At 70.9% G+C, this 23,614-nt stretch carries 23 protein-coding genes; 8 read left to right on the forward strand and 15 right to left on the reverse strand.

What is annotated here, in order from left to right; all coding sequences use genetic code 11:
- Position 1 precedes the first annotated feature (1 nt).
- Positions 2-1,159, reverse strand: a complete 1,158-nt coding sequence (locus ACUN0C_RS15615) for an acyl-CoA dehydrogenase family protein (RefSeq protein ID WP_445467320.1) — start codon at positions 1,157-1,159, stop codon at positions 2-4.
- Positions 1,160-1,254: 95 nt separating this feature from the next.
- Between ACUN0C_RS15615 and ACUN0C_RS15620 the strand changes: the two genes are divergently transcribed.
- On the forward strand, positions 1,255-2,121 hold the full coding sequence (locus ACUN0C_RS15620; protein ID WP_445467321.1) for a DUF937 domain-containing protein: 867 nt from the start codon (positions 1,255-1,257) through the stop codon (positions 2,119-2,121).
- Here the strand turns inward: ACUN0C_RS15620 and ACUN0C_RS15625 are convergent.
- Positions 2,061-3,056 (reverse strand): DMT family transporter, encoded by a 996-nt coding sequence (locus ACUN0C_RS15625; protein ID WP_445467322.1) that lies wholly within the window; start codon positions 3,054-3,056, stop codon positions 2,061-2,063. The two genes, ACUN0C_RS15620 and ACUN0C_RS15625, sit on opposite strands and share 61 nt — an antisense overlap.
- Positions 3,057-3,144: 88 nt before the next feature.
- Positions 3,145-4,518 carry a glutamate--cysteine ligase gene (locus ACUN0C_RS15630; protein WP_445467323.1) on the reverse strand — a complete coding sequence of 458 codons (1,374 nt, stop codon included), beginning with the start codon at positions 4,516-4,518 and terminating at the stop codon, positions 3,145-3,147.
- Between the two features lie 171 nt (positions 4,519-4,689).
- Here ACUN0C_RS15630 and ACUN0C_RS15635 point away from each other — a divergent pair, with 171 nt between their 5' ends.
- Positions 4,690-5,214 (forward strand): hypothetical protein, encoded by a 525-nt coding sequence (locus ACUN0C_RS15635; protein WP_445467324.1) that lies wholly within the window; start codon positions 4,690-4,692, stop codon positions 5,212-5,214.
- Here the strand turns inward: ACUN0C_RS15635 and ACUN0C_RS15640 are convergent, their stop codons facing one another.
- Entirely contained in the window at positions 5,215-5,955 is a 741-nt protein-coding gene (locus ACUN0C_RS15640) for a 16S rRNA (uracil(1498)-N(3))-methyltransferase (RefSeq protein WP_445467325.1), read from the reverse strand.
- A gap of 62 nt (positions 5,956-6,017) precedes the next feature.
- Here ACUN0C_RS15640 and xseA point away from each other — a divergent pair, with 62 nt between their 5' ends.
- Positions 6,018-7,553, forward strand: a complete 1,536-nt coding sequence (gene xseA / locus ACUN0C_RS15645; protein WP_445467326.1) for an exodeoxyribonuclease VII large subunit — start codon at positions 6,018-6,020, stop codon at positions 7,551-7,553.
- 297 nt (positions 7,554-7,850) lie between these two features.
- Here xseA and ACUN0C_RS15650 read toward each other — a convergent pair whose 3' ends face one another.
- A complete protein-coding gene (locus ACUN0C_RS15650; RefSeq protein ID WP_445467327.1) occupies positions 7,851-8,006 on the reverse strand; it encodes a hypothetical protein in 156 nt (51 codons plus the stop codon).
- Between the two features lie 200 nt (positions 8,007-8,206).
- Here ACUN0C_RS15650 and ACUN0C_RS15655 point away from each other — a divergent pair, with 200 nt between their 5' ends.
- The gene (locus tag ACUN0C_RS15655; RefSeq protein ID WP_445467328.1) at positions 8,207-9,292 is read left to right on the forward strand and encodes an acyltransferase family protein; all 1,086 of its coding nucleotides are present in this window, start codon (positions 8,207-8,209) and stop codon (positions 9,290-9,292) included.
- A 6-nt stretch (positions 9,293-9,298) separates the two neighbouring features.
- On the opposite strand, the gene ACUN0C_RS15660 is transcribed toward ACUN0C_RS15655, so the two are convergent.
- Genes ACUN0C_RS15660 through ACUN0C_RS15675 form a run of 4 tightly spaced genes read right to left on the reverse strand, consistent with a single transcriptional unit; the run spans position 9,299 to position 12,996 of the window.
- Entirely contained in the window at positions 9,299-9,976 is a 678-nt protein-coding gene (locus tag ACUN0C_RS15660; protein WP_445467329.1) for a LutC/YkgG family protein, read from the reverse strand.
- A complete protein-coding gene (locus ACUN0C_RS15665) occupies positions 9,973-11,409 on the reverse strand; it encodes a LutB/LldF family L-lactate oxidation iron-sulfur protein (protein WP_445467330.1) in 1,437 nt (478 codons plus the stop codon). Before ACUN0C_RS15665 ends, ACUN0C_RS15660 begins: the two co-directional genes overlap by 4 nt.
- 4 nt (positions 11,410-11,413) lie before the next feature.
- On the reverse strand, positions 11,414-12,187 hold the full coding sequence (locus ACUN0C_RS15670; protein ID WP_445467331.1) for a (Fe-S)-binding protein: 774 nt from the start codon (positions 12,185-12,187) through the stop codon (positions 11,414-11,416).
- Positions 12,188-12,195: 8 nt separating this feature from the next.
- Entirely contained in the window at positions 12,196-12,996 is an 801-nt protein-coding gene (locus ACUN0C_RS15675) for an FCD domain-containing protein (RefSeq protein ID WP_445467332.1), read from the reverse strand.
- A 188-nt stretch (positions 12,997-13,184) separates the two neighbouring features.
- Here ACUN0C_RS15675 and ACUN0C_RS15680 point away from each other — a divergent pair, with 188 nt between their 5' ends.
- Positions 13,185-14,477, forward strand: a complete 1,293-nt coding sequence (locus ACUN0C_RS15680; RefSeq protein ID WP_445467333.1) for a DUF3422 family protein — start codon at positions 13,185-13,187, stop codon at positions 14,475-14,477.
- 48 nt (positions 14,478-14,525) lie between these two features.
- Here ACUN0C_RS15680 and ACUN0C_RS15685 read toward each other — a convergent pair whose 3' ends face one another.
- Entirely contained in the window at positions 14,526-14,924 is a 399-nt protein-coding gene (locus tag ACUN0C_RS15685) for a c-type cytochrome (protein WP_445467334.1), read from the reverse strand.
- A gap of 157 nt (positions 14,925-15,081) precedes the next feature.
- Here ACUN0C_RS15685 and ACUN0C_RS15690 point away from each other — a divergent pair, with 157 nt between their 5' ends.
- Genes ACUN0C_RS15690 through glcF form a run of 3 tightly spaced genes read left to right on the forward strand, consistent with a single transcriptional unit; the run spans position 15,082 to position 19,155 of the window.
- On the forward strand, positions 15,082-16,578 hold the full coding sequence (locus tag ACUN0C_RS15690; protein WP_445467335.1) for an FAD-linked oxidase C-terminal domain-containing protein: 1,497 nt from the start codon (positions 15,082-15,084) through the stop codon (positions 16,576-16,578).
- Between the two features lie 10 nt (positions 16,579-16,588).
- Positions 16,589-17,815 (forward strand): glycolate oxidase subunit GlcE, encoded by a 1,227-nt coding sequence (gene glcE / locus ACUN0C_RS15695; protein ID WP_445467336.1) that lies wholly within the window; start codon positions 16,589-16,591, stop codon positions 17,813-17,815.
- A 5-nt stretch (positions 17,816-17,820) separates the two neighbouring features.
- On the forward strand, positions 17,821-19,155 hold the full coding sequence (gene glcF, locus ACUN0C_RS15700; protein WP_445467337.1) for a glycolate oxidase subunit GlcF: 1,335 nt from the start codon (positions 17,821-17,823) through the stop codon (positions 19,153-19,155).
- Between the two features lie 422 nt (positions 19,156-19,577).
- Here glcF and ACUN0C_RS15705 read toward each other — a convergent pair whose 3' ends face one another.
- The 5 genes from ACUN0C_RS15705 to ACUN0C_RS15725 form a co-directional block, all read right to left on the reverse strand.
- Positions 19,578-19,997, reverse strand: coding sequence for a hypothetical protein (locus ACUN0C_RS15705; RefSeq protein WP_445467338.1), 420 nt, complete (start codon positions 19,995-19,997; stop codon positions 19,578-19,580).
- Between the two features lie 123 nt (positions 19,998-20,120).
- The gene (locus tag ACUN0C_RS15710; RefSeq protein ID WP_445467339.1) at positions 20,121-21,092 is read right to left on the reverse strand and encodes a hypothetical protein; all 972 of its coding nucleotides are present in this window, start codon (positions 21,090-21,092) and stop codon (positions 20,121-20,123) included.
- 213 nt (positions 21,093-21,305) lie between these two features.
- Positions 21,306-21,572 carry a DM9 repeat-containing protein gene (locus ACUN0C_RS15715; protein WP_445467340.1) on the reverse strand — a complete coding sequence of 89 codons (267 nt, stop codon included), beginning with the start codon at positions 21,570-21,572 and terminating at the stop codon, positions 21,306-21,308.
- Positions 21,569-22,249: a hypothetical protein gene (locus ACUN0C_RS15720; protein ID WP_445467341.1), complete on the reverse strand. Its 681-nt coding sequence runs from the start codon at positions 22,247-22,249 to the stop codon at positions 21,569-21,571. The genes ACUN0C_RS15715 and ACUN0C_RS15720 overlap by 4 nt, the downstream gene beginning before the upstream one ends.
- A 445-nt stretch (positions 22,250-22,694) precedes the next feature.
- Positions 22,695-23,591: a fumarylacetoacetate hydrolase family protein gene (locus ACUN0C_RS15725; protein ID WP_445467342.1), complete on the reverse strand. Its 897-nt coding sequence runs from the start codon at positions 23,589-23,591 to the stop codon at positions 22,695-22,697.
- Between the last annotated feature and the right edge of the window lie 23 nt (positions 23,592-23,614).

Raw genomic sequence — 23,614 nt, forward strand, 5'->3', positions numbered from 1 at the left:
GTCAGCCGAGCTGGCGCAGCGCCTCACGCGCGATGATCATGCGCTGGATCTCGCTCGTCCCCTCGTAGAGCGTCGTCACCCTTGCGTCGCGGGCATAGCGCTCGAGCGGCAGGTCCTTCAGGTAGCCGGCCCCGCCATGAAGCTGCAGCGCGGTGTAGGTCGCGCGCTGCGCGGCCTCGGTGGCGTAGAGCTTGGCCATGGAGGCGGCCGCGGCGAAGGGCTCGCCGCGATCCTTGGCATGGGCGGCGGAGAGGATCAGCAGGCGGGCGGCCTCGAGCTCCGTCTCGCGATCGGCGATCAGCCATTGCACGCCCTGCATGTCGGCGATCGCCTGGCCGAACTGCCGCCGCTCGCGGACGTAGGCCTTGGCGGCGTCCATCGCGGCGCGCGCGATGCCGAGCGCGAGCGCCGCCACGCCGATCCGCCCGCCGGCGAGCTCGGCGACGGCGATGCGGTAGCCGTCGTGCTCGCGGCCGAGAAGGGCGGAGCCCGGAACCCGGCAGCGCTCGAAGCGGACCTCGTTGGTGGCCGAGCCGGCCTGGCCCATCTTGCGCTCGGCCGGGCCGATGGAGAGGCCGGGCGTTCCAGCCTCGACGAGGAAGCAGGAGATGCCCCTGCCGCGCGCCGCGGCCGGGTCGGTGACGGCCCAGACGACGAAGAGGCCGGCATATTCGGCCGACGAGATGTAGAGCTTCGCGCCGTCCAGCACCCATTCGCCGCCGTCGCGGACGGCGCGCGTGCGGATCGCCGCGGCGTCGGAGCCGGCTTCGGCTTCGGTCAGGCAGAACGATCCGGCGGGGAAGGTGCCGTCGCAGAGCTTCGGCAAGTAACGGCGGCGCTGGTCGTCGCTCGCCACCGCCTGGATCAGCTCGGCCACCATGTTGGTGACGGAAACGGTGACGCCGGTGGCGGCGCAGGCGCCGCCGATCGCCTCCACGGCAAGCGCGAAGGCGACCGCGCCGGCTTCCGCGCCGCCATGCTCCGCGCGCACGTTCAGCCCCATGAAGCCCGCTTCCGCGAGGCGCCGAAGGTTGGCGAGCATCTCCTCGCGGCCCTCGCCGCGGTCGAGCCGTGCGGCCAGCGGCGCCAGGTGCTCGGCGGCGATGCGCTCCGCGGTCCGGCGGACGAGGATCTCCTCGGGGGTGAAGGCAAACTCCATCGCGATCCTCCTGGCGCCGTCGCGAGGCTATGGCCGGCCTTGCCTCCGGGCAAGCCGGCATGCTCCATTCGGGGAAAGCCGACGAGGAGGGCCCGATGACGCTCGACGATCTGCTCAGCAAGGCGGGCGGCGGGGACGGCCTGCGGACCCTTGCGCGGCATTACGGCCTCTCGGAAGCGGATGCGGACCGCATGGTGGCCGCCTTCACGCCGGCATTCCAGACCGGGCTGCAGAGCGCGATGGCGGATCCCGCCGCGCTCTTCCAGCTCATGAGCCGGCTCGCGACGGAGAACCTAGAGCGCTTCTACAAGGAGCCGGAGAGCGCGTTCGCGGGCGCGGGCCTGCGGGAGAGCCAGGAACTGATGGAGCGGATCTTCCGCTCCGAGGACGTCCGCAGGGCACTCGCCGAGCAGATGAGCGCCGCCACCGGGCTCGCGCAGGCGGTGACGCGGGAGATGATGCCGGCGCTGACCGCGATCGCGCTCGGCGGGATCGAACGGAACGCGCGCGAGAACCCTCTGCTCTCCGCCATGCTGGACCAGATGCGGGCCCTCTCGGGCGGGCGACCGAGCGGGACGCCACGCGCGGAGGTGCCACGCGCGGAGAAGGGGCCGCTCGACCGTTACGAGGACGAGCAGGCGGAGAAGAGCCGGTCGGACGCCGCGCGGCTCGCCGGCGCGTTCGCCGACAATCCGTTCGTGAAGGCCTATGGCGAGATGATGCGGGCCGGGACGGCGGCCGCGCTCGACCCGTCGAACCCGTTCATGGCCGCTTCAAAGGCGGGTACGCCGCCGCAATCGGGCGAGGGCGCGGGCGCCGATCCGGCGGCCGCCTCCGCGGCGGCGGGCCAGGCGCTCTTCGGCAATGCGATCGAATCGAGCCGCCGGCTCGGCGAGGCCTATCAGCGCGCGATCGAATCGATCCTCGCCTCCGGCTCCGGCTCCGGCTCCGGGGTGCGCTGAGGGGCGCGGCGGCCGGTGAGGACGAGCACGTTGCCGGCGACCACCAGCGCGATGCCGCCGAACGCCATCGCCGACCAGCGATAATCCTCGAAGAGGGTGGAGATCAGGAGGGCGAGGACGGGCGAGAGCACGGTGGTGTAAGCCGCCCGGTCGGCGCCCATGCGCCCGAGCAGCGCGAGATAGATCCAGAATGCGCCCACCGACCCGGGGATGGCCAGCCAGACGAGCGACAGGAGATAGGCGGGCTCAGGATCGATCGCGAAGGAGGCTCCGGTCGCGAGCGCGACCGCCGCGTTGATGCCGACGCCGTAGACCATGCCCCAGGCGGTGCTGGAGAGCACGGGGATGCCGTCGCGCTGGGTCGCTGCCGACATCATGTTGCCGAGGCAGAAGGAGAGCGTGCCGAGCGTGCCGAGGCCGAGCCCGACGAGCGCCTGCAGGCCGAGCGCGCTCGCGTCGACCTCGTGCCCGAAGAGCAGGATCGCGCCGGTCACGCCGAGGAACGCCCCTGCCGCGACGCGGCCGCGGATCGGCTCCTTCAGGATGACCGCGGCGAGCAGGATGTTGAGGACCGAGGCGAGCGAGAAGATGACGGAGAGGAGGCCGGACACCACGAACGTCCCGGCATTGTAGAAGAGCATGAAGTTCGTGGAGAACATCAGCGCGGCGAGCAGCACGAAGCGCAGATGCGTGCGCAGCGGGAAGGCGAGCGGCGCGCCGAGCGACCGCGCCACGATCAGCATGATCGGCGCCGCGATCAGGAAGCGCCAGACGAGCGAGACCTGCGGCGCGATGGTGCCGAGTTGCAGCTTCAGCGCGATCCAGGTCGTGCCCCAGAGCATCACCGTGGCGGCGAACAGGGCGTAGTCGACGCCCGCAGGCTGGGTCCCGCGATCCGGCGAAGCGGCACCCGGGACGAGCGTGGATCCTGCCACGGTGGGCTCCTTGCCGGTGCGGGTCGTGCGCCCGTCCCGGCCTGCGGGGTTTCGGATTGGCTCGGCGTCCGGGGCGCGCCCGGACCCCTCAGTAGGCGTATTCGTCGAAGATCGGCTCGACCGAATGGCCCCAGCGCGTCTGGTACTGCCGGAGCAGGCTCTCGGCCGGGGTGCGGCCGAGCGCGAGCGTCTCCTCCAGCGGCGCGAGATACCCCGTCTCGTCGGGGGCGCCGTTGCCGGCTACGGCGCGGCGCCTGAGCCCGTCCTGGGCGAGGCGGACGGCCTCGCGCGCGATCTCCAGCACCGTCGTCCGGCGGAACGGGGTGACGAGCCCCGACCGCGGCACCGCGGCACGCAGCTCTTCGCGCTCCGCCTCGGTCCAGTCGGCGATCATGTCGCGCGCGGCCGAAAGCGAGGTGTCGTCGTAGAGGAGGCCGACCCAGAAGGCCGGCAGGGCGCAGATCCGCCGCCACGGCCCGCCGTCCGCCCCGCGCATTTCGAGATAGGTCTTCAGCCGCACTTCGGGGAAGAGGCTGGAGAGGTGGTTCTTCCAGTCGCCCATCGTCGGCCGGGGGTCGGGAAGACCCTCCGGGTGCCGCCCATCCAGGAACTGCCGGAAGGTGACCGAGGTCATGTCGTGGTAGCGGCCGTCGCGGACGACGAGATAGATCGGGACGTCGAGCGCCCAGTCGACGTAGCGCTCGAAGCCGAAGCCGTCGGCGAAAGCGAAGGGCAGCATGCCGGTGCGGTCGGCGTCGGTGTCGCGCCAGATCTCCGCCCGGTAGGACACGAAGCCGTTCGGCTTGCCGTCCGTGAACGGCGAGTTGGCGAAGAGCGCCGTCGCGATCGGCTGGAGCGCGAGCCCGATGCGCATCTTGTCGCGCATGTCGGCCTCGCTCTCGAAATCGAGGTTCACCTGGACGGTGCAGGTGCGGAACATCATGTCGAGGCCGAGCGAGCCGACCTTCGGCATGTAGTCCGACATGATCTTGTAGCGCGACTTCGGCATGACCGGTGTCTGCTCGCGCCGCCATTTCGGGCTCATGCCGAGGCCGAGGAAGCCAATGCCGAGCGGGTCGGCGATCTCGCGGACCTGCGCGAGATGGGCATGCACCTCCCGGCAGGTCTGGTGGATGGAGCGCAGCGGGGCGCCGGATAGCTCGAACTGTCCGCCCGGCTCCAGCGAGATCGCCGCGCCGCCGACCGGGTCGACGAGGCCGATGATGTTCTCGCCGTCCATGATCGGCTCCCAGCCGAGGAGCCCCTGCATGCCTTCCAGCAGTGCCCGCACGCCCTTCGGACCGGCATAGGGAACCGGCCGGTGGCCGTCATGATAGAAGCCGAACTTCTCGTGCTCGGTGCCGATCCGCCACGCCTCGCGTGGCTTGCAGCCCGATTCGAGGTGCGCGACCAACTGGTCGCGGCTTTCGATCTCGGTCGAATCGGCGGTGTCGCGCGCCATGCGGTCCCCTTTGAAAACCGCGCGCGACTATGTTCGCGCGCCGGCCCCTTCGAAAAATGCGCGCGAACATAGTCGCGCGCCGGTGGCCCGGCAAAGACTTTCGCCGCCCGGACTGGCGAAGCCGGCCGCGCGTCACGACATGGAGGAGAGCCGGCGCCGGAGACTTGCGTGATGCGGATGCGAACCCCCTTTGCCCTCCTCGGTCTGACGCTCCTGGCGGGGGGGACGGCGTTCGCCCCGCCCGCTCTCGCCCAGCCGCAGACCTTCCTCGACCGCTTCGCCGGTCAGTGGGAGGGCTCGGGGCTGGTGCGGCGGAACCTCGATTCGGGCGCGAACCGCGTATCCTGCCGCCTCACGGGCTCGGCCGATCGCGCGCAGGCGACTGTGAGCGGAAAATGCCGCGCGCTCGCGATCTTCTCCCGCGACGTCACCATTGAGCTGCGGTCGGACGACGGCAAGCGATTCACCGGCCGCTATGTCGGCTCGCGCATCGGCCCCGCCGCGCTGAGCGGGACGCGGGCCGGCGACGCCCTGAACCTCACCGTCCACTGGCCCGTGCCGGTGAACGGCACCGACACCTCGCAGATGACGATCTCGACGAGCGCCGACGGCCGGATGCGGCTCGTGGTGGCGAGCCGCCCCGGCGGTTCCGGCGCGCCCGTCCAGACGACGGACATCAGCCTCGACCGGCGCTGATCAGCCCTTCCAGTCGCCGAGCACGGCCTGCACGAGGGCGAGGGCGGCGACGGCCGCGGTGTCGGCGCGCAGGATGCGCGGGCCGAGCGAGACGGCGGTGACGAACGGCTGGCGCAGGAGCGCCGTGCGCTCCTCCTTCGAGAACCCGCCCTCGGGGCCGATCAGCACGGCCAGAGGGCCGGGCGGGACGGCCCGGAGCGCCTCGACGGGATCGGCGACCGGCGCGCCCTCGTCGCAGAGGATGAGGCGGCGGCCGCTCTCCCAGTCGCCGAGCGACCGTTCGAGCGGGACGGGCGCGTCCACCGCCGGGATCGAGAGGATGCCGCACTGCTCGGCTGCCTCGACCGCGTTCGCGCGCATCCGCTCCAGGTTGACGCGGCTCACCTGGGTATGGCGGGTCAGGACGGGCCGGAGGCGGCCCGCCCCCATTTCCACGGCCTTCTGGACCATGTAGTCGAGGCGCGCCTGCTTGAGCGGCGCGAACAGGTAGTGGAGGCCGGACGGCTCCGGCTGCGGCCGGGTCCGCTCCTCCACGGCGATGACGCAGCGCTTGCGGCCGGCCTCGGCGATGCGGCCGAGCCATTCGCCGTCGCGGCCGTTGAAGAGGAGGATGGCCGCGCCTTCGCCCATCCGCAGCACGTTGAGGAGGTAGTTGGCTTGCGTGCGGTCGGCCTCGATCGACGCGCCCGCGGCGAGCGGGGCGTCGACGTGAAGGCGCTGCGTGCGGAAGTCGTAGCTCATCGCGGTCCCGGGCTCCGCCCTCCGGCTTGAATGCCGCGGCGCGAGGCGTCAAGACTGGCCGGATGGTCACGCCCGCCACGAATATCGCCGAATACACCGTCTCCGAACTCGCCTTCGCGCTGAAGCGCACGGTCGAGGAGACCTACGAGCACGTGCGCGTGCGCGGCGAGATCTCCGGCTTTCGGGGCGCGGTCGGATCGGGGCACTGCTACTTCACGCTGAAGGATGACCGCGCCTGCCTCGACGTCGTGGTCTGGAAGACGACGATGCAGCGCCTCCGCTTCAAGCCCCAGGAGGGGCTGGAGATGGTGGCGACCGGGAAGCTCACCACCTATCCCGGCCGGTCCCGCTACCAGATCGTCATCGACAGCCTGGAGCCCGCGGGCCAGGGCGCGCTGATGGCGCTCCTCGACGAGCGGCGGAAGCGGCTGGAGGCGGAAGGGCTCTTCGCCGAAGCGCGCAAGCGCCCGATCCCGTTCCTGCCGAAGGTCATCGGCGTCGTCACCTCGCCGACCGGCGCCGTCATCCGCGACATCCTGCACCGCCTGCGCGACCGCTGCCCGTGCCGCGTCGTCGTCTGGCCGGTGCGCGTGCAGGGGGACGGTGCGGCGGAGGAGGTCGCGGCGGCGGTGCGCGGCTTCAACGCCATTCTCCCGGGCGGCCCGGTGCCGCGGCCGGACGTGCTGATCGTGGCGCGCGGCGGCGGCTCGATCGAGGACCTCTGGGCGTTCAACGAGGAGGTCGCGGTGCGGGCGGTCGCGGCGAGCGCGATCCCGACCATCGCGGCGGTCGGCCACGAGACCGACTGGACGCTGATCGACTTCGCCGCCGATCTCCGGGCGCCGACGCCGACGGGCGCGGCCGAGAAGGCGGTGCCGGTGCGCGCCGACCTCGTCGCGGCCATCGCCGACCTCGCGCGCCGGCACCAGGGCTGCGTGCGGCGCCTGATGGACCAGCGCCGCCGCGACCTCGCCGCCGCCGCACGGGCCCTGCCGAAGCCGGCCGACCTCCTCCAATTGCCGCGCCAGCGGCTCGACCATGCCGGCGGGCGGCTCGCGCGCGGCCTGCAGGCGGGGGTCGCGGTCAAGCGCCGCCACTTCGATGCGGTCGCGGCGCGGGTCGCCCCGGCGCTGCTGGAGCGCGGCTGCGCGCGCGCGGCGGAACGGCTCAGTGCCGCATCGGGGCGTCTCGCGACGGCGTTTCGCGGAAGGCTGCGGCAGGAGCGGCGCGACTTCGCGCGGATCGCGCCGCGGCTCTCGCCTGCCTGTCTCGCGCGGATCGCGCAGGCGAAGCGCGAGCGCCTCGCCCAGGCGGCGCGGCTCCTGAACTCGGTTTCGTACGAGGCGGTGCTGGCGCGCGGCTTCGCGCTCGTGCTCGACGGGGACGCGAAGCCGATCCGGCGCGCCGCCGACATCGCGGGCGGGCAGGCGCTCCGGCTGCGCTTTTCGGACGGGAGCGTCGGCGCGACGGCGGACGGTCCCGTCCCCGCCGAAGGTCCTGCCGGCACAGAGCCCGCGCGGCCGCGACCAAGCGCGCCCGCGCCTGCCCGCAAGCCGCGCGACAAGGCGGCGCCAGCGGGTCAGGGCAGGCTGTTCTGATCGCGCGTGCCGCGATCGCGGCGGGGCTGCTGGATTGCCTCTCCCACGGTCGTCCTGCCCGGGCGCGGCGGTGGCGGGAGCGGCGGGGCCTTCGCCTTTCCCACTGTCGTCCTGCCCGGGCTTGACCCGGGCATCCAGCGCGGCCGCGCCGCGGCGGTGCTCTGGATCGCCGGATCAAGTCCGGCGATGACGACAGAGGGTGGGGGTCGCTCGGTGGTGGAGGCGTTGCTGCTGGATCGCCGGTTCGAAGCCCGGCGATGACGACAGGGGGGCGCAGTGAAAGCCGACGCGTCCGGCCTAGTGCTTGCCCTCGTCCTTGTGATGCGGCGGCTGCGCCGGGGCGGGCGGGTCGCTGGCGGGGAAGCTCTCCTCGAGCGCCTCGTCGAGGATCTCCTCGTCGTCGTCCGGCGCCGGGGCGTCGGGCTCGCGCGTCTTTCCAGGATCCTGCTGCATCTTCGCCTCCTCGGGATCGTCCGAGACAAACGCATAGCCGGCAACGCAAGTTCCCGTTGCGCGCCGCGGATTTCACAGTGATTTACTAAAACTTGAAGGCACGCTGGCCCGAAGGTTGCGGCAGGAGCAGAGTAGGCGGCTAGCGGGGCGCGGGCGACATGCGCGGGCGTCCGCACCCCGAACCGCAGAATTGGCAAGCGATGGCAACCGACCGCCGCGTTCTCGGACCGTATCTCGATCCCGACAGGAACGCCTTCAACCTCGTGCGCCTCGCGGCGGCGCTCTGCGTCATCGTCTCGCACGCCTTCGTCATCGTCGGCGGGAGGGGGACGGCGCAGCCGCTTGCGCTCCTGACGCCCTTCACGCTCGGGCAGCACGCGGTGAACGTCTTCTTCGTCATCTCGGGGCTCACCGTCGCCGCCAGCCTCGACCGCACGCCGGACGTGCTGCGCTTCATCGCGCACCGCTGCCTGCGCATCTTCCCGGCGCTTCTCGCATTCGGCCTGGTCTTCGCCTTCGCGATCGGCCCGTTCGTGACGGGGAGCGACCTCGCGACCTATTTCGGCAGCGCGGACACGCTCGGCTATCCGTTCGCCGTCCCGGTCCTGCTCAGCCACGCGCCGGGGCCCGAGGGGGTGTTCCTGACTACACCGCTCGCCGGGGCGGTGAACGTGCCTCTCTGGACGATCGAGTACGAGCTGCTCGCCTATGCGGGGCTCGCGACGCTCTTCGCGCTCGGGCTGCTGCGGAACGGCAGGGTGCTCGTCGGCCTGATCGCGCTCTGCGCGGCCGCGCTCGTCGGGGTGAAGGCGGCGCCGGACATTCTGCGCATGTGGAGCGGCGCGCTGCACCCGCCGCTCTTCGGGCTCACCTTCCTGCTCGGCGTCGCGGCCTACCGCTGGCGCGACCGGGTCGTGCTTTCGCCCTGGCTCCTGGCGCTTCTCCTGGTCGCGGCCGTGGCGCTCGGCGGAACGGCAGTGGGGCCGGTGGCCTATGTGGCGCTCGCGGCCTACGGCGCGCTCTATCTCGGCACGCTGCCGATGGGCGCGCTCGCGCGCTGGACGCGGCGCACCGACATCTCCTACGGCACCTACATCTACGGCTGGCCGGTCCAGCAGACGCTGGTGGTCATCTTCCCTGGCTGGGGGCTCGTGCCGCTGATGTGCGCTGCGCTCGCCGCCGCGCCGCTCGCGGGGTTCCTGTCGTGGTCACTCGTCGAGCGGCGGGCGCTCGCGCTGAAGAAGCGGCTGCCCGCGTTCAGGACCGCGGCGGCCGCCGCTTCCTGAGCGGCGTCAGGGGTTTCCCACCACCAGGATGTGGAGCGCGCGCGGCCCGTGCGCGCCGAGGATCAGCGTCTGCTCGATATCGGCGGAGCGGGACGGGCCGGTCACGAGGTTCACCGTGCGCGGCATTGCGCCGGGGCCGAGCGCCTCGCGCAGGCGCGCCCAGGCCGTTTCGAAGTCGCCGACGATGTCGGCGGCGGAGACGACCACGACATGCGTGTCGGGGAGGAAGGTGACGGTGGTCGGGTTGTCCGGCCCGGAGGTCAGCATCAGCGTCCCCGTCTCCGCGACGCCGGCGAAGGCGTGGCTCAGCCCGACGGCATCGTGGCCGTCCGACGGGCCGGCGCGCAGTTCGACCTGCGGCGCGAGATGCCAGGGCATGGCTTGCAGGCGGGGATCCGCGCCCATGCGGAGCGATGCAGGCAGGTTGTGCCTGCGGAGATGGTCGGCGAGGGCGGCGGGCACGTCCTCCGGGCCGGCGAGCCGGGCGACGGTCGCGTTGACGCGCTCGGCCATCAGGCAGAACAGCGCCACGCGCTCGGCCGGCGGCAGCTGGCCGCGCGCCGGCACGAGGTTCGGCCGGCGCTCGGAGAGGCGCCGTTCGACCGCCGCCGTTCGTGCTGCCGCGGGGCCGCCGCCGGCGAGCGCGCGCCGGACCTTGGCGAGGACGATGTCGCGCGTGCTCATCGCGCCTGCCGTGCTCCTGAACGGGACCGCGCCCGGTACTCGGCCATGAACGTGCCGCCTTCGGGGGCGGGCATGTCGCGGTGGCGCGTCCAGCCGCCGGCGAGCGGCAGCGCGGCGAACCGGCCGCGCTTCCTCCCCAGGCCGGCGAGCGCCGCGGCGCCGACCCTCGTCGCCAGCCGGTAGAGCGCGGGGTTGCGCGCGACGAGCGCCCAGAGGCCCAGCCCCCAGCGCTGCGTCGCCGGCTGCAGGCCGCGCTCGAATTCCTTCTCGCGCCAGTGCCGCATCAGCTTCGGCAGCGGGATCCGCATCGGGCAGACCGCCTCGCAGCGGCCGCAGAAGGTGGACGCGTTCGGGAGATCCCGCGTCCGCTCCAGGCCGAACAAAGCCGGGTCGAGGACGGAACCCATCGGCCCCGGATAGGTCGCGCCGTAGGCGTGGCCGCCGACGGCATGGTAGACCGGGCAATGGTTCATGCAGGCGCCGCAGCGGATGCAGCGCAGCATCTCCTGGAACTCCGTTCCGAGCATCGCGGTGCGGCCGTTGTCCAGGATGACGACGTGGTAGGCCTCCGGCCCGTCGGGGTCGCCGGGGCGGCGCGGGCCGGTGGAGAAGGTGGTGTAGACCGACATGTCCTGACCGGTCGCGGAGCGGGCGAGCACGCGCAGGATCGTCGAGGCGTCCTCCAGCGTCGGGACAACCTTCTCGATCGAGGCGAGCACGACGTGGACCCGCGGCAGGGTCTGGCTGAGGTCGCCATTGCCCTCGTTCGTCACGATGATCGAGGTGCCGGTCTCCGCGACGAGGAAGTTCGCGCCGGTGATGCCGACATCGGCGGCGAGGAAGCGGTCGCGGAGCACGCCGCGGGCCTCGGCGAGCAGCGTGGTCGGCTCGCGGAGGTCGCGGTCGGGCGCGAGTTGGGTGTGCACGCGCCGGAAGTCGGCCTCGACCTGGTCGCGGTTGACGTGGATCGCCGGCGCGATGATGTGGCTCGGCCCTTCGCCGCGAAGCTGGATGATGTACTCGCCGAGATCGGTCTCGACCGGGACGATTCCGGCCGCGGCGAGGCTGTCGTTGAGGCCGATCTCCTCGGATACCATCGACTTGCCCTTGGCGACCGTGCGCGCGCCGGCGGCGCGGCAGATGGCGAGCACAATCCCGCACGCCTCCTCCGCCGTCTCGGCCCAATGGATCTCGGCCCCGGCGGCCCGGGCGTTCTTCTCGTAGGTCTCGAGGTAGAGGTCGAGATGGGCGAGCGTGTGGTTCTTGATGTCGCGTGCCTCGTCGCGGAGGCGCTCGAATTCCGGCAGGGCCTCGACCGCGACGCGGCGGCGCTCGATGAAGCCGCCGCGGGCGTTCTTCAGCGCGCGCTGGAGCTGGTCGTCGCCGAGCGCCTCGCGCGCATTGGACTTGAAGGCGGCGGAGGTGATCTCCATCGGCTCAGCTCCTCTCGCCGATCGCCGGCCCGTCGGCCATGCCGGCGAGGACTTCGGCGACATGGCGGACCTTCACGGGCCGACCTTCGCGCTGCAGCTTGCCCGCCATGTTCAGGAGGCAGCCGAGGTCGCCGGCGAGCAGCGTGCCCGCGCCGGTCGCCGCAATGTTCTCGGTCTTGGCGCCGACGATGGCGTTCGAGATCTCGGGGTACTTGACGCAGAAGGTGCCGCCGAAGCCGCAGCAGACATCGGCGTCGGCGAGCTCGCGGAGGGTCAGGCCTTCCACTGTGCCGAGGAGCCGGCGGGGCTGCTCCCGGATGCCGAGCTCGCGCAGGCCGGAGCAGGAATCGTGGTAGGTGACGGAGCCGGCGAAGGCGGCATCGACCGCCTCGACGCCGAGCACGTCGGCGAGGAAGCTGACGAGCTCGTGCGTGCGGGCGGCGAGGGCGTCGGCCCGCGCGCCCCAGTCGGGATCGTCGCGGAGCAGCGCCGGGTAGTGCTTGCGGATCATGCCGGCGCAGGAGCCCGACGGCGCGACGACATAATCGTACCGCTCGAAGGCCTCGACGACCCGGCGCGCGAGCGCGGCCGCATCGCTTCGGTCGCCGGAATTGTAGGCCGGCTGCCCGCAGCAGGTCTGGCTCTCCGGCACGTCGACCGTGCAGCCCGCATCCTCGAGCAGCTTGATCGCCGCGAAGCCGACGCTCGGGCGGAAGAAATCGACCAGGCAGGTCACGAACAGGCCGACGCGCGGCCGGGCTTCACTCGGCAGGGGCACGTCCGCTCCTATTCCGCCGCCATGCGGGCCGGCTGTTTCGGCAGGTTCGCACGGCGATAGCTCTCCAGCCTGAGGGCCGCGACCGCTTCGCGCGCGTCGCACTCGTCGATCGCGCGCACCTTCTCAGCCACGAAATCGATGTGCTCCTCCGCCGCAGCCCGGGCCCTGTCCGGTGCCTTCGCGACGATCGCGGCATGGATAGCGCGGTGCTGATCGAGCAGCGCATCCCGCCATTCGGGGCGGGCGTAGAGCTTCAGCCGGTGCTGCACCACGCCCTCGGCGACGAGCCGGTAGCAGGAGCGCATGACATGGAGGAGCACGATGTTGTGCGCCGCCTCGATGATTGCGGTGTGGAAGGCGATGTCGACCCGCGCCTCCGTCTCGGCGTCGCCCGCCTCGTGGGCGGCGAGCATCTCGGAGAGGATCTGGTCGAGGATGGCGCGATCCGCATCGGTCGCCCGCACCGCCGCATGGGCGGCGGCGAGCCCTTCGAGGTCGCGGCGGAACTCGAGATAGTCGACGGCCGCTTGCGGATGGCGCCGCACGAGGTCGATCATGGCGCCGTTGAAGACGGCACCGGTGATGTCGGCGACGAAGGTGCCTTCGCCGTGGCGGGTCCGGATGAGCCCGCGCTCCTCGAGCGCCTTGAGCGCCTCGCGCAGGATCGGGCGGGAGATGTCGAGCTGGAGCGCGAGCTCCCGCTCCGGCGGCAGGCGCTCGCCGGCCCGCAGAACGCCTTCCAGGATCAGCGTCTCGATCTGCCGGATGACGGCGTCGGCGGTGCGGTCGTGGACGATCTTGCGGAACATGGCGGCTCGCCGGCGGGAATGCGGAGGGATCGCATGGCGGAATCCCGCGGTCAACATTCTTTGCCACTGCCGCCGCGGCAGCCGCCGCCAAAGGCGTCACGGTGCGCCCGGCGGATTCGGCTGATAGGTTCGGCTCGCGAGCGGATTCGCGTATCGCTCATGTCCTGTGCGGTGGAGGTGGCGGGCCGATGGACGGGGTTGCAGAACGGGCCGAGGCCTCGCTCGGGGCGCCCTACGGCTTCACGCCGCATCCGCTCCGGCCGTTCGTGCTGGGCGAGCTGCATTCGCGCCCGTTCCAGCTCGTCTCGCCGCCGCGCACCATCCTCCAGCTCGCGTTCCTGAGCGAGGGGACGCTCGATCAGGACCTGGCGATCGTGGCGCAGCTCGCGCGCAGCCGCGGGCTTTCGGGTCCCGACAGCACCGCGCGCCACTTCGCGATGAACTGGGGCGAAGGCCGGCTCAGATGGGAGCGGCACAGCGAGTTCACGACCTGGACCTACGACGCGCCGGCACCCCGCAATCTCGACGATCCGGTGCGCGGCCATCCCTTCGGCGACGCGTTCCGCACGCCCGGGCCGCTGATCTCTGCCATCCGGCTCGATCTCTGCCCCGGCGAGACCGACGAGACGGCGCTCCGGCGGTTCCACCCGACCAGCCTCTGCTATTCGCGCATGGATGGGGGCAAGGCGCGTGCGGCGAGCGATTTCCGGCAGGACGCCGACGGCTTCAGCCGGATCCTGGTTTTCGACGACGGGCTCGGCGAGGCCCGCGCCGGGGCGCTCACCCAGCGCCTGATCGAGATCGAGACCTACCGCACGCTGGCGCTGCTCGGCCTGCCGGTCGCCCAGCGGCTCGCGCCGGCGCTCGCCCGCATCGAGGCCGAGCTCGCCCGGATCACCGGGGAGATGCGCGAGATCGGGGGCGAGGCGAGCAACGTGCTCCTCGACGAGCTGATCGCGCTCGCCGCCGACCTCGAAGCCGATGCCGTCTCGAGCCTCTACCGGTTTGCGGCGAGCCGCGCCTACGACGAGATCGTGACGCAGCGCCTCGGCGTCGTCGCCGAGCAGGCGATCCCGGGCTACGAGACCTGGCACATCTTCCTGCTGCGCCGCATGGGGCCGGCGCTGCGCACCTGCCGGGCGGTGGAAGCCCGCCAGGCGGACCTGTCGCGCAAGCTCTCGCGGGCGGCCGACCTCCTGCGCACGCGCGTCGACGTGGAGCTCGAGCGGCAGAACCGCGACCTGCTGAAATCCATGGAGCAGCGGACGCGCCAGCAGCTTCGCCTGCAGCAGACCGTGGAAGGCCTCTCGGTCGCCGCGGTCAGCTACTACATCGTCGGGCTGGTGGCCTATTCCGCCAAGGGCTTCGAGAAGCTGGCGCCGGGGCTCGACCCGGCGCTCGTCGCCGCGCTCGCCGTGCCGCCGGTCATGCTCGCCGTGTGGTGGGTGGTGCGGCGCATCCGGCGCGCGCACAAGGATTAGGCCGGCGCGCGGCCGGCCCAACCCAGATTGAGGATCGCCCGAAAGCGATCAGCTGTCGCCGTCGCCGTCGTGGCTCTTGAGGAAGGCGGTGACGGCGTCGAGGTCTTCCTGCTTCTTCAGGCCCGGGAACGCCATCTTGTTGCCCTTCACGAAGCCCTTCGGGTCCGCGAGGTACTGGTGCAGCGTCTCGTCGTTCCAGACGAGGCCGTTGGCGCCGGCTTCCTTCATGGGCTTGGAATAGTTGTAGTCGTCCAGCCCGCCGGCGGTGCGGCCGAACAGGTCGTTCAGCTCCGGCCCGACCTTGTTCTTCGCGCCTTCGCCGACGGCATGGCAGGCCTGGCACTTCTTGAAGACGTTGGCGCCGGCCTTGATGAGATCTTCATCCGCCTGGGCAAGGCTGGCTCCCGCCACCAATGTCGCCGCGGCAAATGCGAACGCTTTCAGCATCCGGTTTCCTCCTGTTGATGAACCGAGACTTTCATAACGTGCAGGACAACGCGGCGGAGCCGCCCGCGTTGCGGCACAGGGCCGCATCCGGCCTCGACAACCCTCGGCAAACTGCGTAACGAGCTTGGTCAACATTCCAGACCACCGAGGCTCCCGCGTGACGACCCTGACCATGCCGAAGGCGGACGAGGCGGTGATCGCGCGCCGCGGGCAGATCGCGGCCGACCTGCGCGAGATCGTCGGCGAGGAATGGGTGGTGGACCATCCCGACGGGCTGCGGCCGTTCGAATCCGACGGGCTGACGGCGTACCGGACGCTGCCGCTCGTCGTCGTCCTTCCCGAGACGACGGACGAGGTCGTGGCGGTGCTGCGGTACTGCGACGCGAACGGGCTCAAGGTCGTCCCGCGCGGGTCGGGAACCTCGCTCTCGGGCGGCTCCATGCCCGTCGCCGATGCCGTGCTCCTCGTCATGTCGCGCTTCAACCGCATCCTCGACATCGATTTCGAGAACCGCGTGGCCTTGGTCCAGCCGGGTGTCACCAACCTCAACATCACCAAGGCGGTCGCCCATCGCGGGTTCTATTACGCGCCCGACCCGTCGTCCCAGATCGCGTGCTCGATCGGCGGCAACGTGGCGGAGAATTCCGGCGGCGTCCACTGCCTGAAATACGGCATCACCACGAACAACGTGCTCGGCATCGAGATGGCGCTGATGTCGGGCGAGCTGGTGCGGCTCGGCGGCAGCCATCTCGACGCGGAGGGCTACGACCTGCTCGCGCTGATGACGGGCTCCGAGGGGCTGCTCGGCGTGGTGACGGAGGTCACCGTCCGCATCCTGCAATCGCCGGAGACGGCGAGGGCGGTGCTGCTCGGCTTTCCGTCCAGCGAGGACGGCGGCCAGTGCGTGGCCGAGATCATCGCCGCCGGCATCATTCCGGGCGGCATGGAGATGATGGACAGGCCGGCGATCCACGCCGCGGAGGACTACGTCCATGCCGGCTATCCGCTCGACGTCGAGGCGCTCCTCATCGTGGAGCTCGACGGGCCGCAGGGCGAGGTCGATTTCCTGCTCGGGCGCGTGGAGGCGATCGGCCGGGCGAACCGGGCGAGCTACGTCCGGGTGTCGCAGAGCGAGGCCGAGCGGCAGGCGTTCTGGCTCGGCCGCAAGGCGGCGTTCCCGGCGGTCGGGCGCATCTCGCCGGACTATTACTGCATGGACGGGACGATCCCGCGCAAGGCGCTGCCGCAGGTCCTGCAGCGCATGCGCGAGCTCTCGGAGCAGTACGGGCTGCTCGTCGCGAACGTGTTCCATGCCGGCGACGGCAACCTGCACCCTCTCATCTGCTACGACGCCAACAAGCCGGGCGAGCTGGAGGCGGCGGAGGCGTTCGGCGCCGACATCCTGCGGCTCTGCGTGGAGGTCGGCGGCGTGCTGACCGGCGAGCACGGCGTCGGCGTGGAGAAGCGCGATCTGATGCCGACCATGTTCAGCGAGACGGACCTCAAGCAGCAGCAGCGCGTGAAATGCGCCTTCGACCCCAAGCAGCTCCTCAACCCCGGCAAGGTCTTCCCGGAACTGCACCGCTGCGCCGAGCTCGGCCGCATGCACGTCCATCGCGGCCAGCTGCCGTTCCCCGATCTGCCGCGGTTCTGAGGAGGTCGGGGTGAGCGAGACGAGCGGGACGGCGTTCCGGCCGGAAAGCGCGGAGGGCGTGCGCGAGGTCGTGGCCTGGGCCGCGGCCGAGGAGAGGCCGCTCGAAGTGCTCGGCCACGGCACGAAGCGGACGGTCGGCCGGCCGGTGCAGGCCGAGCACGCGCTCGACCTCACGAGCCTCACCGGCGTGACGCTCTACGAGCCGGAGGAGCTGGTGCTATCCGCCCGGGCCGGCACGCCGATCGCCCAGATCGAGGCGCTGCTCGCCGGGCGCGGCCAGGAGCTGCCCTTCGAGCCGATGGATCACGGGCCGCTCGGGGGCGGCGCCGCAGGACGCGGCACGGTGGGCGGCGTGGTCGCCGCCAATGTCGGCGGGCCGCGGCGGATCAAGGCCGGGGCCGCGCGCGACCACGTGCTCGGCGTCGCCGCGGTGAGCGGTCGGGGCGAGATCTTCAAGGCCGGCGGCCGGGTGGTGAAGAACGTCACGGGCTACGACCTCTCGCGCGGCCTCGCCGGCTCGTGGGGCACGCTCGCGGTGCTGACCGACGTCACGCTGAAGGTGCTGCCGCGAGCGGAAGCGGCGACGACGCTGGTGCTCGAGCGGCTCGCGGACGACGACGCGGTGCGGGCGCTCGCAGCGGCGATGGGCTCGCCCTACGAGGTCTCGGGTGCGGCGCATCTCCCCGCCGGCCTCGCCGGCGACCTGCCCGGGCTCGGGCACGGCCGCGCCGCCACCCTCATACGGCTGGAGGGCTTCGAGCCGTCGGTCGCCTATCGCGCCGAACGGCTGGCGGGGCTGTTCGCCGACGTCGCGCCGGCGGAGCGCGTGAGCGGGGAGGCTTCCGCCGCGCTGTGGCGGGCGGTGCGCGATGCCATGCCGTTCGCGGCAAGCGCGCGGCCGCTCTGGCGCGTCAGCGTGGCGCCGACGGCAGGCCCGGCGGTCGTCTCGGCGCTCGCCGGACGGAGCGTGCGGCACTTCTACGACTGGTCGGGCGGGCTCGTCTGGATCGAGGTTCCGGACGAGGCGGACGACGCCTGCGCCGGGCTCATCCGCACCGCGATCGAGGCGGCGGGCGGCGGCCACGCGACGCTCGTGCGCGGCAGCGCGGCGCTCAGGACGGCCGTGCCGCCGTTCCAGCCGCAGCCGGCTGCGCTCGCGGCGCTCTCGCGGCGGCTGAAGGAGCAGTTCGACCCGAACGGCATTCTCAATCCCGGCCGGATGGCGGCGGGGCAGTAGGACAGATGCAGACCCATTTCTCCCCCGAGCAGCTTGCCGACCCGCGCATCCGCGAGGCCGACGCGATTCTGAGGAAATGCGTGCATTGCGGGTTCTGCACGGCGACCTGCCCGACCTATGTCGAGCTCGGCAACGAGCTCGACAGCCCGCGCGGGCGCATCTACCTCATCAAGGAGATGCTGGAGAACGACAGGCCGGCGTCCTCCGAGGTCGCGCTCCACATCGACCGCTGCCTCTCCTGCCTCTCCTGCATGACGACCTGCCCGTCCGGCGTCGACTACATGCACCTCGTCGACCAGGCGCGCACGCACATCGAGAACACCTATCGTCGACCGCTTGGTGACCGGCTCGTGCGCGACCTGCTCGCGGCCGTGCTGCCTTACCGCAGCCGGTTCCGGCTGGCGCTCGCCGGCGCCTTCTTCGCGCGGCCGCTCGCCCCGGCGCTCGACGCGCTCGGCGGCCCGTTCCGTCGTATGGCGGCCATGCTGCGGCTCGCGCCGGGCCGATTCGCGGGACGCGTGCCGGCGGCGGGGGGGCAGGTCATGCCGGCGGCGGGCGCGCGGCGCGGGCGGGTGGCGGTGCTCTCGGGCTGCGCGCAGCCGGTGCTCGACCCGGGCATCAACGAGGCGGCGATCCGGCTCCTCAACCGGCTCGGCGTCGAGGTCGTGCTGCCGAAGGGGGAGGGGTGCTGCGGCGCGATCGTCCATCACATGGGCCGGGAGGAGCAGGCGCTCGCCTTCGCGCGCGCCAATGTCGATGCCTGGACGCGGGAGATCGAGGGCGAGGGGCTGGACGCGATCGTCATCACGGCGTCGGGCTGCGGCACGACCATCAAGGATTACGGCCACATGCTGGCGCTCGACCCGCTCTATGCGGAGAAGGCGCGCCGGGTCTCAGCGCTCGCCAAGGACGTCACGGAATACCTCGCGGGCATCGACCTGCCGGTGCCGGAGAACGCCTCGGGCCTGATCGTCGCCTACCACTCGGCCTGCTCGATGCAGCACGGCCAGCGCATCCTGTTCCAGCCGAGGATCCTGATGGAGAAGGCGGGGTTCGTGGTGCGCGACGTGCCGGAGGGGCATCTGTGCTGCGGCTCGGCCGGCACCTACAACATCCTGCAGCCGGAGATCGCGACCAGGCTGCGCGACCGCAAGGTCAGGAACATCGAGAGCGTCGTCCCGGACCTGATCGCGACCGGGAACATCGGCTGCATGACGCAGATCGGCGCCGGCACCCCGATCCCGATCGTCCACACGGTCGAACTCCTCGACTGGGCCTTCGGCGGGCCGGAGCCGGAGGGCATGCCCCATACGCCTGGCTTCCGCGAGGCGGCGGAATAGAGACTTCAACTGCGTCTCCAGCGTTCGTGGGCGAAGTGACAAGGAGAACGACGCCAACACTCAAAGAGAGAAGAAGCGACTTCTTCAACACGGCCTTGTCGCCCGCGCGATATGCAAGACGAGATTGTTGCGCGAACGAGTCAGCGGACGTTGGGGCGAAGCCGCGCGAGGGCCTAACGCCCGTCATCCAGATCTCCGCCGGTCCCGTCGCGCCGGAGCCCTGATCGCCAGGCGCGCTTCAGCCGGATCACCCCCCTTGACCCGCCCGCGCGCGCCGCGTCGCGGACAGGGGCGCGAGGGGAGAATCACGAAGACGAAGGCGGGCCGATTCTGCGAGGATTTCCGCATCGACGACGTGATGAAGCACGCAACGCCGCGCAGCGTGACCGCGGGCGATGTCGCCCTTGATCCGCCGAGCGGCCTCACTCGCGCATCATGCGGACCATCGCGGCGGGAGCCTCCCGCCGGCGCCGCTCGTCCAGCCACATCCGGCCCTCGAGCGAGTTGAAATCACCGAACCAGAACTCGTAATAGCCGCCGCTCGGGACGGTGAAGCTGTAGATGCCGCCGCGCTCGCGGTGCTGCACATCCCAGCATGACTGGTAGATGCAGAAATGAGCGGTCGTCCCCTGCAGGAGCCGGATCGAGGAGCGGTTGTCGCGATCGACCCATTTGCGGTTCTCGGGCGTCCAGATCCAGCTGCCGGACCAACCGATCGTCGACTGGGCCAGGTGCACCTTTGGAGGCGCGGCCGGATCGGGGCCGCTCATGGGACCCGCCCCGGGCGCGGTGGGTGCGATCGACGCGAGGGCTCCGAGCGCGGCGGTGAGAAGCGTCAACATCGGTATCTCCATCGGACGATATGCGCCTCAACCCAAAGGGGCGAGGCCAAGTCGCGGGGCGAAGTCGCGGGTCTCGCCGGAACGAGCCGGCGACGCGGGCGGCGAGGTCCGCGCCGCGATGCGTCATTCGATGCAGAGTTCCCAGGTATCATGACCGAGATTGGCCTCGGCTTCGGCGTCCTGGTCCGGCATGGGGCGGCGGCAGCGCCCGTCGCTGGTATTCCACAGGCCGAGATACTTGAAGGTCGCGGGCTCCAAGGGGTAGGCGACCCAGACCTGCGAAACGTCGCGCCGGTCGGTCTGCACGATGAAGTTCGGCTCGGAACCGAGCGGATCGGCGACCAGCATCGCCTCACCGTAGGAGCCGGTCGGCGTCAGCGTCGTCGCCGTGCAGCGGTAGCCGGCGAAGAACGTGCGGCAATTGCCGACGAAGACCTCGCCGGGATTGCCGGGATTGGGCATCGATGGCCCGGCGCCCGCCATGCGCGGCGACGGCGCGGAGCCGAACGGGCGGCCGGGAGCGGGAGCGGCGGCGAGCGGGCGGGCGGGAGCGGCGCCGATCGGGCGAGTGGGCGCCGGTCCGAGCGGGCGGACCGCGCCCTGGCCGGGGCTGTGGCTCGGGATCTGCGACACCCGCGGTCCCGCGCCGGGCGCGACGCCGCGGTTCTCGACGCATTCGCGCACCTTGAGCGCGGCGGCGGCCGTGCCCCGCAGCGCCATCCGGCGCTGGATCGGGCCAAGCCGCAGGTCGAGCCGGTTGCCCTGCGTGATCGCCTCGTATTCGCCGAGATTCACCCAGAGAACCACCCAGAGGCCGTCGCCCCAGCCGGAGATCCCCGAATCTCGGCCGTCCACCGCGAAGGACCCGTAAGGCGTCTCGCCGGAGAATTCATGGAGGATGGCGACCTGCCATTGTCGGCCGGAATCGTAGCCGAAGCGCCAGGTTCCCTCCGGCCCCGACATCTGCGCCGCGCAGAATGCGAAGGCGCCGTTGTTCGTGAACCCGGAGAGCACCGACCAGCCGCGGGTCTGCCCGTACTCCCCGGCTGTCGCAACGTCCGGGTCGCCGGCGATGTTGTAGAATTCATCGCCCATTTTAGGAGCTTGCGCCAGCGCGGGGGTCGCGAGGCCAAGGAAGACGAGCGGCGCTAAGCGCCGTGCCAGAGAACTCATGGGAGGAGCCTTTCGCGTTCGCCTGTGGAACGGCGCAGGAGAGGAATCGGGGGAGGCGGCCGACGGAGTCCTGCTCGCCCGTCCCGTCTCGGTGCGGCCGAACCGTGTGAGCGCACGGCCCGCCTCGCCGGAATGTCACTGGGTTAGTATATCGAAGCGATCGAAGCTGTATTCGGTGCCCCGGTCGCTGTAATTGCAGCCGCGGAAACCGGATCGGTACTTTCCGGCATAGACCATTCCGTCATGCCGGACGCGGCAGACATAGAGGGTCCGCCCATCGGCCTCCTGGCCGCCATCGACGGCGTTGCTCGGAATGCGCCCGTTGAACGACGTCCAGCGCGCCTGGCCCTGCAGAACACTGTGGTTCGTGACCGCATATTCGCGCCCGCCGAAGCCGATCATGCAAGCATCGCTCTGGCCGGTATTGACGGCGCCGGGATGAAGGCCGCCCTGCACCATGCCGTTGGGACATAAACCGGCCAGCCGTCGGGCGTCGCCCCGGCCGATACGAGGTGCGGGCCGTACTTGCCGGGACGGAAGCCGACCCATTCGAGGGAGGAGGCAGCCGGAGCGCGCGCGTCCTGAACGCAGGCGATGGTGCGATCCACCATCTGGTTGGAGCCGCGTAGCGAAAACGTCGTCGTCAGCTCGCCCCAGCCCTGGGCGAGGAAGTTGAAGCTGATCTTCGAGCGGTTGGCGAACGAATCGAAGATGCCATCCGGCTCGTTATTGGGCGAGCGATAGACGAGCATCTCCCCTTCGAGCGGCATGGTGAGCACCTGCGAATCGGCCCGGTTGTTGTCGAACCAGACCTCGACCTCGTAGCCCAATCCGATAGCGCCGATGCGCGGGGCGCTGAAGCCAAGCGACGTCACCTCCATCGTATAGTCGAAGATCAGCGAGGTATTCGGGTCGGTGTTCAGCGTCGCCCAGCACGCGACCTCGCCGCCATCGACATGGCGGTGAATCGTCCACGGCCCGGCTTTCCCGTATTCCTGCGAACCGGCATGAAGGAGTCCCGGCAAGGCCAGGATAAGGACAACGGCGCCAAGCTGGCGCACCATCGTTTGCAGTCGCATTGGTGTCTCCTGGCCTTGAGGAGCCCGCTTGCGCGTCTGAACAACGGGCCGCCAAGTACGACTTTAACAAAAGTTTAATCATTGCGGCAGTCGGCTAAATAGATTTGCGGCGGTGGATCGCTGAAAACCGATTCGATAGTTGTGATTCTGCAACATGACCCGTTCGGCCAGCCGTGGGGGCCAGGAGGGAGCGCCTTCTTGCCGCTCGCAGGCGATACTCCGCAGGACACGCTCGGAGGCGGAATGACCTCCGCAGGGATGTTATACCGCCCGTCTCGCTGCGCCCTCGCTCGGTCCGCCTCGTCCGAACGGGCATGTCCGGGCCGGAACGGCCGGGTTCATGGTAGAGAGCCACTCACCGTTTGCGGGAAACCGTGAACGGTCCAAAGAACGGCCGCCCCGGAGGGCGGCCGCCGCTTCATTTCACGAATGCCGGGCGCGGCGCTCAGGCCGCCTTGCCCTCGATCGGGTTCTCCAGAACGCCGAGGCCGGTGATCTCCATCGTCACGACGTCGCCTGGCTTCAGGTATTTCGGCGGGTTGAAGCCGAGGCCGACGCCGGCCGGCGTGCCGGTCGCGATGATGTCCCCCGGCTCCAGCGTGATGACCGCCGAGATCGTCTCGATGAGGGTCGGGATGTCGAAGATGAGGTCGGCGACGCTCGCATCCTGCCGCGTCTCGCCGTTCACCTTGGTCGACACGCGCATCGCGGTCACGTCCGGCACCTCGTCGGCGGTCACGAGCCACGGCCCCATCGGGCAGAAGCCGTCGATGCTCTTTCCGAGGAACCATTGCTGGTGCTTCTTCTGGAGCTCGCGCGAGGTGGCGTCGTTGAGGATCATGTAGCCGAAGACGTGGTCGAAGGCGTTCGCCTTCGTGATGCCGGCGCCGCCCTTGCCGATGACTACGGCGAGCTCGACCTCGTAGTCCAGCGAGTTGGTGAAGTCGCGCCAGGCCGGGATCGGGTCGTTCGGACCGATGACGGAGCTGGTCGCCTTGGTGAAGATCACGGGGAGCGGCGGCACGGCCTGGGCGCCGCCCGAGGAATCGAAGCCGCTGCCGTGGAACTCGTGGGCGTGGTCGTAATAGTTCTTGCCGACGCACATGATGTTGCGGGCGGGACGGGGGATCGGCGCGAGATGGCGCACGTTGCCGGGGCCGACCACCCCCTTGCCGGACGAGACGAGCGCCTCGACGGCGGCGCGATGCGCGTCCCAGCCCTCGATCAGCCCGATCAGGGTCGACGGCAGCGCGGCATCCGTCGAGAGATCGACGTAGCGGCCGTCGGCGAGCGCAACGGCGGGTGTCTGCCGTCCTCCGACGGCGATGGTTGCGAGCTTCATGGGTGACCTCCTGGCTGCCCCTG

Source organism: Faunimonas sp. B44 (genome assembly GCF_052655945.1).